At 36.6% G+C, this 6,579-nt stretch carries 4 protein-coding genes and 1 pseudogene; 4 read left to right on the forward strand and 1 reads right to left on the reverse strand.

The window, feature by feature from the left end:
• Positions 1–263 (reverse strand): annotated as a pseudogene (locus AB4Y90_RS14180) (T9SS type A sorting domain-containing protein); the annotation flags it as partial.
• A 627-nt stretch (positions 264–890) separates the two neighbouring features.
• On the opposite strand from AB4Y90_RS14180, the gene AB4Y90_RS14185 reads away from it, so the two are divergent.
• Genes AB4Y90_RS14185 through AB4Y90_RS14200 form a run of 4 tightly spaced genes read left to right on the forward strand, consistent with a single transcriptional unit; the run spans position 891 to position 6,484 of the window.
• Positions 891–1,334, forward strand: a complete 444-nt coding sequence (locus AB4Y90_RS14185) for a sugar dehydrogenase complex small subunit (RefSeq protein WP_441558195.1) — start codon at positions 891–893, stop codon at positions 1,332–1,334.
• Entirely contained in the window at positions 1,331–3,394 is a 2,064-nt protein-coding gene (locus AB4Y90_RS14190) for a GMC oxidoreductase (protein ID WP_441558196.1), read from the forward strand. Before AB4Y90_RS14185 ends, AB4Y90_RS14190 begins: the two co-directional genes overlap by 4 nt.
• 5 nt (positions 3,395–3,399) lie before the next feature.
• Complete coding sequence (locus AB4Y90_RS14195; RefSeq protein WP_441558197.1) at positions 3,400–4,887, forward strand: ferritin-like domain-containing protein; 1,488 nt, start codon at positions 3,400–3,402, stop codon at positions 4,885–4,887.
• Positions 4,888–4,921: 34 nt separating this feature from the next.
• Positions 4,922–6,484 (forward strand): peroxidase, FMP-type, encoded by a 1,563-nt coding sequence (locus AB4Y90_RS14200; protein WP_441558198.1) that lies wholly within the window; start codon positions 4,922–4,924, stop codon positions 6,482–6,484.
• The last annotated feature ends 95 nt before the right edge of the window (positions 6,485–6,579 follow it).

Consider the following 6,579-nt stretch of genomic DNA (forward strand, 5'->3'; position numbering starts at 1 on the left):
TCTTCACCTTGCTGATTGAGTTTGACGAAATGAAAATCGTAACCGTTATTTTGGCTTGAGCCTGCAGATGTTAGATTTGAGGTTGCAGTTTTACCTGCTGCCTGAATACTGCTACCCGTAACAAGATATTGCTGGTCGACCGTTGTGGTGACCTGCGAAAGGAAATCCTGGGTAGATGATTTGATGTCTTTTTGCCATATCACATCCTGTGCGAATACAGTGGCTGTGCATATGAAAAATGCACTCGTGTAGAGTTTTTTCATGATTTGCGTTTTTTTAATTAATATTTTTGACTAAATTAAAATTTTTTAATAAATATCACAATAGCTTGATAGAAAATTAACTATTAAGTGATCTATTCTACAAATTTACATATGTACTGCGACAAATCCTGACGTAAAATATTTCTACAATAAATTTATAAATTAAATTATCGGATAATTTTTAGAATATAAATTTATATACAGTGTACTGATATTTAAAATTGCAATTGTAACCCAATAAAAAAGCTTTAAAATTTCTAAAAAATGGGCAAAGTAATAATTTATAATTTCAAATTACTTATAGATACTAACCATAAATAAAACTTAGAACCATTCTAAATAAAATAAGAAACACTATCAAAAAAAATTCTTCAGAAAATCTTTTTTATAACCATTACAAATACCACACGTACCCGTCATTACAGTAAAAATACTGAGTTTCTACAAACAAAAACTCGGTAAATTTGGTGAAACTAAAACTAATAACGATGTCTAACTCAAAAAAACTTTGTGAAATTTCTATGCAGTCTGATCAGGGCTAAAAATGTATCATTTTATTTTTCGATTGTATGAGTGTCTTCCTAAAATAATAAGAAGGCAAGTTTTTTAACACCAAATTTCAACGAAATGATTATCCAAAAAATTTCTAACGTCGACGATTATTATTACGACGTTTTCATGGCGATCTCAGAATCTCTCACCGGATTTTCTGTGAACGAACTGCAATCAACAGGCTTAGCCGAGACGTATTACAAGCACATTCTTCAGCAGATAGAAAGTGTAACTTTTACTGAATTTCTGAATACTTCTAAAGATATTCTTGAAAATTCTCTCACTCAGAATCAGCTTAACAATGCAATTTCTACGGATATTATTGCCAATCCTTCAACTCAGGATATTGCCAACAATATTATCACGCTTTGGTATCTCGGAACCTGGGAAGGAACTTACGTAAACGATTTATCTTACAAAGAAGGGCTTGTCTGGAACGTTATGCAGGCACATCCACCCGGAGCAAAACAGCCTGGCTTCAAATCTTGGGGCGTAAAACCTGTAAACAGCAACTCATGAATCAGAAAGAAAAACCACAGCAGAAAAAAGATGTAATCATTGTAGGAACCGGAATTGCCGGATCTCTGATTGCAAAACTTTTAACCGACCATGTTTTTGATACAGAAAAAGGAAAAATGATCCACCGTTCTGAAATGAACGATTCAAAAACATATAAAGAATTATCTATTCTCATGTATGAAGCCGGTTTAGAAGCCGGAATCGAACTGGATTCTGCAACTTCTATGACGACTTACAATGATTACATCCGTAAGTTTTACATGGAAGAAGCCAAAGTGCCCAACTCGCCTTATCCGAACCTGAAACAGGCGCCTTCACCGAATGTTTTAGATATGGAGCCAATTGTTCCTCCCTTTCCAGATAAAAAAGGATATTTGGTTCAGTTTGGTCCGATGCCTTTTGCGAGTGATGCGATAAGAGTTGGAGGTGGCACTACCCTTCACTGGTTGGGAACTACACCGAGAATGCTTCCAAATGATTTTAGATTGAGGGAAAAATACGGCAGAGCTATGAACTGGCCAATTGATTATGAAACGTTGAAGCCTTATTATGAAATGGCTGAGTTTGAAATAGGAGTTTCCGGAAATGTTTCTGCTCAGCAATACCCGATCAAGGAAAGTATGGAAGAATATTACGGTAAAGATTATGTTTTTCCGATGGATGAAATTCCGCAAAGCTATATGGATCAGCAGATTATCAACGGATTGTCGGGAACTTCGGTTCAGTTAAATTTCGAAAATATTCCGTTAATGATGGTTCCTTCACCGCAGGGAAGAAATTCAACCCCAAATTTAGCTTACGGAAAAGCAAAATTAATCAAAGCCAATTCTTCAGATTCAGGCTATAAATTATCTTTAAATAATATTGAAAACGAAGATTATAAAGCTCTTGGCTCAGTCTGGAATCCTTACATGGGAGAACGTTGCGAAGGAAATGCTTCATGCGTTCCGATCTGTCCGGTTCAGGCAAAATACAATGCTTTGAAAACCTTGAAAAAAGCACTTTATAAAGTTAATAAAAACGAAAACCTGCAGAGAAATCCGCATATTCAGGTTCAGGCGCAGAGCGTGGTTTACAGATTGAGTGTTGATCAGGCTGATCAGGAAAAAATTTCAAAAGTTCATATCAGAAAATATACTTCCAGAGAAAAAACAGATTTTATTGAAGAAGAAATTGACACTACTAATTCAGTTGTCATTCTTGCAGCTAATGCTTTTGAAAATCCTAAAATTCTTTTAAATTCAAAATACACTGTTATCGAAAACGGGCAAAAAGTTGAAAAAACCGTTGCCAACAGAAGCGATCAGGTAGGAAGAAACCTGATGGATCACATGGTGATGCTGACTTGGGGATTATTTCCGGAGCCGGTTTATTCTTACAGAGGTCCCGGTTCTACCACGAACATTTCATCTTTCCGTGACGGAAATTTCAGAAGCGAATTTTCTGCATGGATTTCTCCACTGGATAATTGGGGATGGAGCTGGCCTGCATTTTCACCGGGATCTGATCTTTCAGAGTTTTTGGGACAGGGACTTTTCGGGGAAGAATTAAAAGAAGCGTTAACTTACAGACTTTCGAGACAGGTTTTATTTCATTTTGAAATTGAACAGCTTCCGAATCCGAACAACAGGGTTACTATTAACGATCAATATCTTGATGCATTGGGAATTCCGCGACCTGTTATTAATTATGAATTAACAGAATACGAAATGAGGGCCATGGAACAGGCTAAACTTGCTTCAGACCAAATGTTTGCAAGACTGAATATTGAAGATTTCACAAAATATAATGCGACAGACAACAACACTTTCGTGTACAACAACGTGAGATATTCTTACAACGGAGCCGGTCATATTGTGGGAACTCACAGAATGGGCGACACTCCGGATGATTCTGTAACCAACAGTTATTGTAAATCCTGGGATCACCCGAATTTATACATCGTCGGAGCCGGAAATATGACCACTTTAGGAACTTCAAACCCTACCTTAACCTTATCAGCATTCACAATCCGATCGGTAGAATCTATATTGAAGGATCTGGAAACAATTTTAAAATAGAAAAAATGAGACAAAGACTTATCAATAAAACAGAACCTCAGGAAACTAATATTTCTTCAAGAAGTTCTTTAGCAAAAAATACAATCGAAGCAGAAGCTATTTCGCTTCAGTCCTTATTATTTGATTCAACAATAAATAAACAAGACTGGATTGAAGGATTAAAATACCACAGCAAAACGCTCACAAACCTTTTGTTAAATCAGCAGATCAGAGAATTTAATGAGTATTTAAGCTCACAGTTTTCTGCTCAAATTTCAAATTTAAAACCTGCGGAAATTTCAAAAGAACAATTACGTGAAGCTAAAAAAGGATTAACAGAATTAGATTACCGCCCTATCTTGCAAGATCTTTTACAAACGGCAATATTAATCGAGCATTCTACCATTCCACCTTATCTTACGGCTTTATATTCGATTAAAGACGGAACCAATATTTTAGCATCACAAATCATCAGAAGTGTTGCCGTGGAAGAAATGCTTCACATGATTATGGTTTGTAATGTAATGAATGCGGTAAGTATTCAGCCGTCGGTAAACAGACCTCAGAACTACCCTACTTATCCGATGAAATTGCCGATGAATGTTGATTTTTTTGTTGGTTTGGAAACTTTTTCCACCAACAGCATTGCCACTTTTATTGCGATTGAAAGCCCGAGTAATCCTCTGGTAAAAGCTCCGAAATATACCCCTGAAGCAGAAAATTCGGCTTTATATTCTAAAAGTGCTGTTCAGGAAAATAATTTGTGGACACTGGAAAACATGAAAGATTTTATGATGCAGAATGTTCATACCATTGGTGAATATTATGACGTTTTATTTTTTTACATCGTTGTTTTCCAAATCATTGCTTATTACAAGGCGAACGGAAAACTTCCACAAAATTTTGAAGAATTAAACACAGGTGGAATTTTCACTGGAGATCCTGCAAAACAAATTCGTCCGGAACAGTATTATGGCAGCGGTGGAAAACTACATCCTGTAGAAGCTTTGGATGGAGTAATTGCTGTTTTTCAGGAAATAAAAGGACAAGGTGAAGGTGCAGATGATTCTATTTTTGATGTAGATCCTTCGCAGTTTGAAGAAGGTGCAGAATTGGCACATTATTTCAGGTTTAAAGAAGTTTTTCATGAGCATTTTTATTTGGGCGGAGACTACAGACCTTTCACCGATGAAAACGGAATGATGCCTGTAACAACTCCACCGGTAGGAAAAGAATTGCCGGTTGACTGGAATGCAGCTTACCCGATGAAGCCCAATCCGAAAATGAGCGATTACCAATCGAATCCGCAATTGTATGCACAGGCAAAAGCATTTAATCAAACGTATAAAAATTTATTGGATGCCATTCAGGTTGCTGTAGAAGGCAATGCAAGAGAACTGGAAAAATCAATCATGTTTATGTACGCTTTGAAAGAACAGGCCATCGGATTGATGAGCCAGCCTTTAAATTCCACACAAAATGCGGGACCTACTTTTGAGTATCCTTCAAATTAAACTTAAAACTAAAACCATCAAAAACTAATAAATCATGTTAAAAAGAAAAAAAGAAAGCTTAGAAAAAGACAGTCAGCTTTTAAGAGCTCCGGCTCCCAGTTTAGATCAAAATCAGCAAGGTTATCTGGCCAATCTTATGAAAGGTTATTCTAAACTTTTAATTGATGATCCTGTAAGACCTTTTAGTGAAGAAAATCTAAACGAGATCGCAAACAACGTAGATTACGGCGTTTTGGAAGCTCTTGCCGGAACCTGGGTAAGTTACAATGCCAATTATAATCAAAACATAAAAAGACCATCGATCGGAAGCGGAATACATACTACGATTATGCCTTCTCCGGGAACTGATCAAAATACGATTCCAGGAAAATTCAGCTTTGATACTGAAGAATATATTGAAAAATTGACCTTCGAGCTCGTTCCAGGCGGTGTTCGAAACCGGGGTGGTGCTACCGAATTATTTTGTGGYGCTGTAAAGTACGATCAAACCATTAAAAGTGTAAATAAAGTAGAAGGAAATCCCGATTTACAGTACGCCGGAATTCATGAAGAAAACGGAATGTATCTTTGGTTAAGTGATGTTTACAATTATGCTGCAACGAAAGAAACCATCGAAAAAGACCGAGGAATCCATGCATTTTCTACCGAAGATTTTGAAAAATACGGTTATAAAGGAGAATATAGAAACGAGCCTTTAGTTGAAGTAAAAGATGAAAACGGCAACTCTTCATACATTCTTTTAAGCCAGCTTAAAGAAGGACAAAAATATTATGAAATTATTCCTGCACAGGAAATTAAACCGCTTGACGGAATTTCAGGACCATATTTTATCCCAGATTATTCCATCTCAAGAAGTGGCGTTATTCCTCACGGAAGTACGGTTACATTATTGGGAGACATCGCTCCAAACGGTAATAATTATTTAATTAATGGTTCTCCGCAATTTCCTTACGGTGATGCAACCTGGGATCCGCCTTTTCTTGCCATCTCGCCAACAATGGGCGGAGCAGGAGCAAGTGTTACCAATCCTATTAATCTTGATGAGCCAGCTCCGGCTTGGGTTCATGAAACATTAAACGATCAAAATGACCCTGGTTCTAATAAAATTTATACACAAAGAATCCTTGCAGATGAATTGTACCCTTATTGCGTAAGACCGGATATGCGACTGAGAGATACGTTGAGCGGACAACATGTTGCCAATTATGTTCTTATCGAAATGTCTTCGAAAAAGCAAACGGGTGCACAAGGAGGAATTTTAAACGTTCCTTTTGTTAACCGTTTTGTACCGACCGTAGAAGTCGATTTCCGCCTATGGATAGAAACCGTAATTGAAGACGGAAAAGAAGTCCTTCAGCTGCAATATGAGCAAATTATACTATTTGAGTTTGATTTTGGAAATGACGGCGGTACAACAAGCTGGCCTCACATTCAGGTAAATACGCTTAGAAAAATTGAAGATATTCCTGCAGATCAGAGAAAAATTATCGAAGAACAATTCTTTAATGCACCTTCAGGAATGAGCATGACAACACCTGCTTCAAACACTGAAAACAGCGTAAATCCACCTCCGGGATGCCCTTATCATAAAAGTTAAAATAAATATTTCAGTAAATTAAATTTAGGTAAATAAACATTTCAATATTGAGATATTTATTTTTTTTAAATACAATACAAGCTTTAAAAAAACAT

It is taken from the genome of Chryseobacterium sp. 2TAF14, assembly GCF_052115105.1.
Classification (GTDB): Bacteria; Bacteroidota; Bacteroidia; order Flavobacteriales; family Weeksellaceae; genus Chryseobacterium.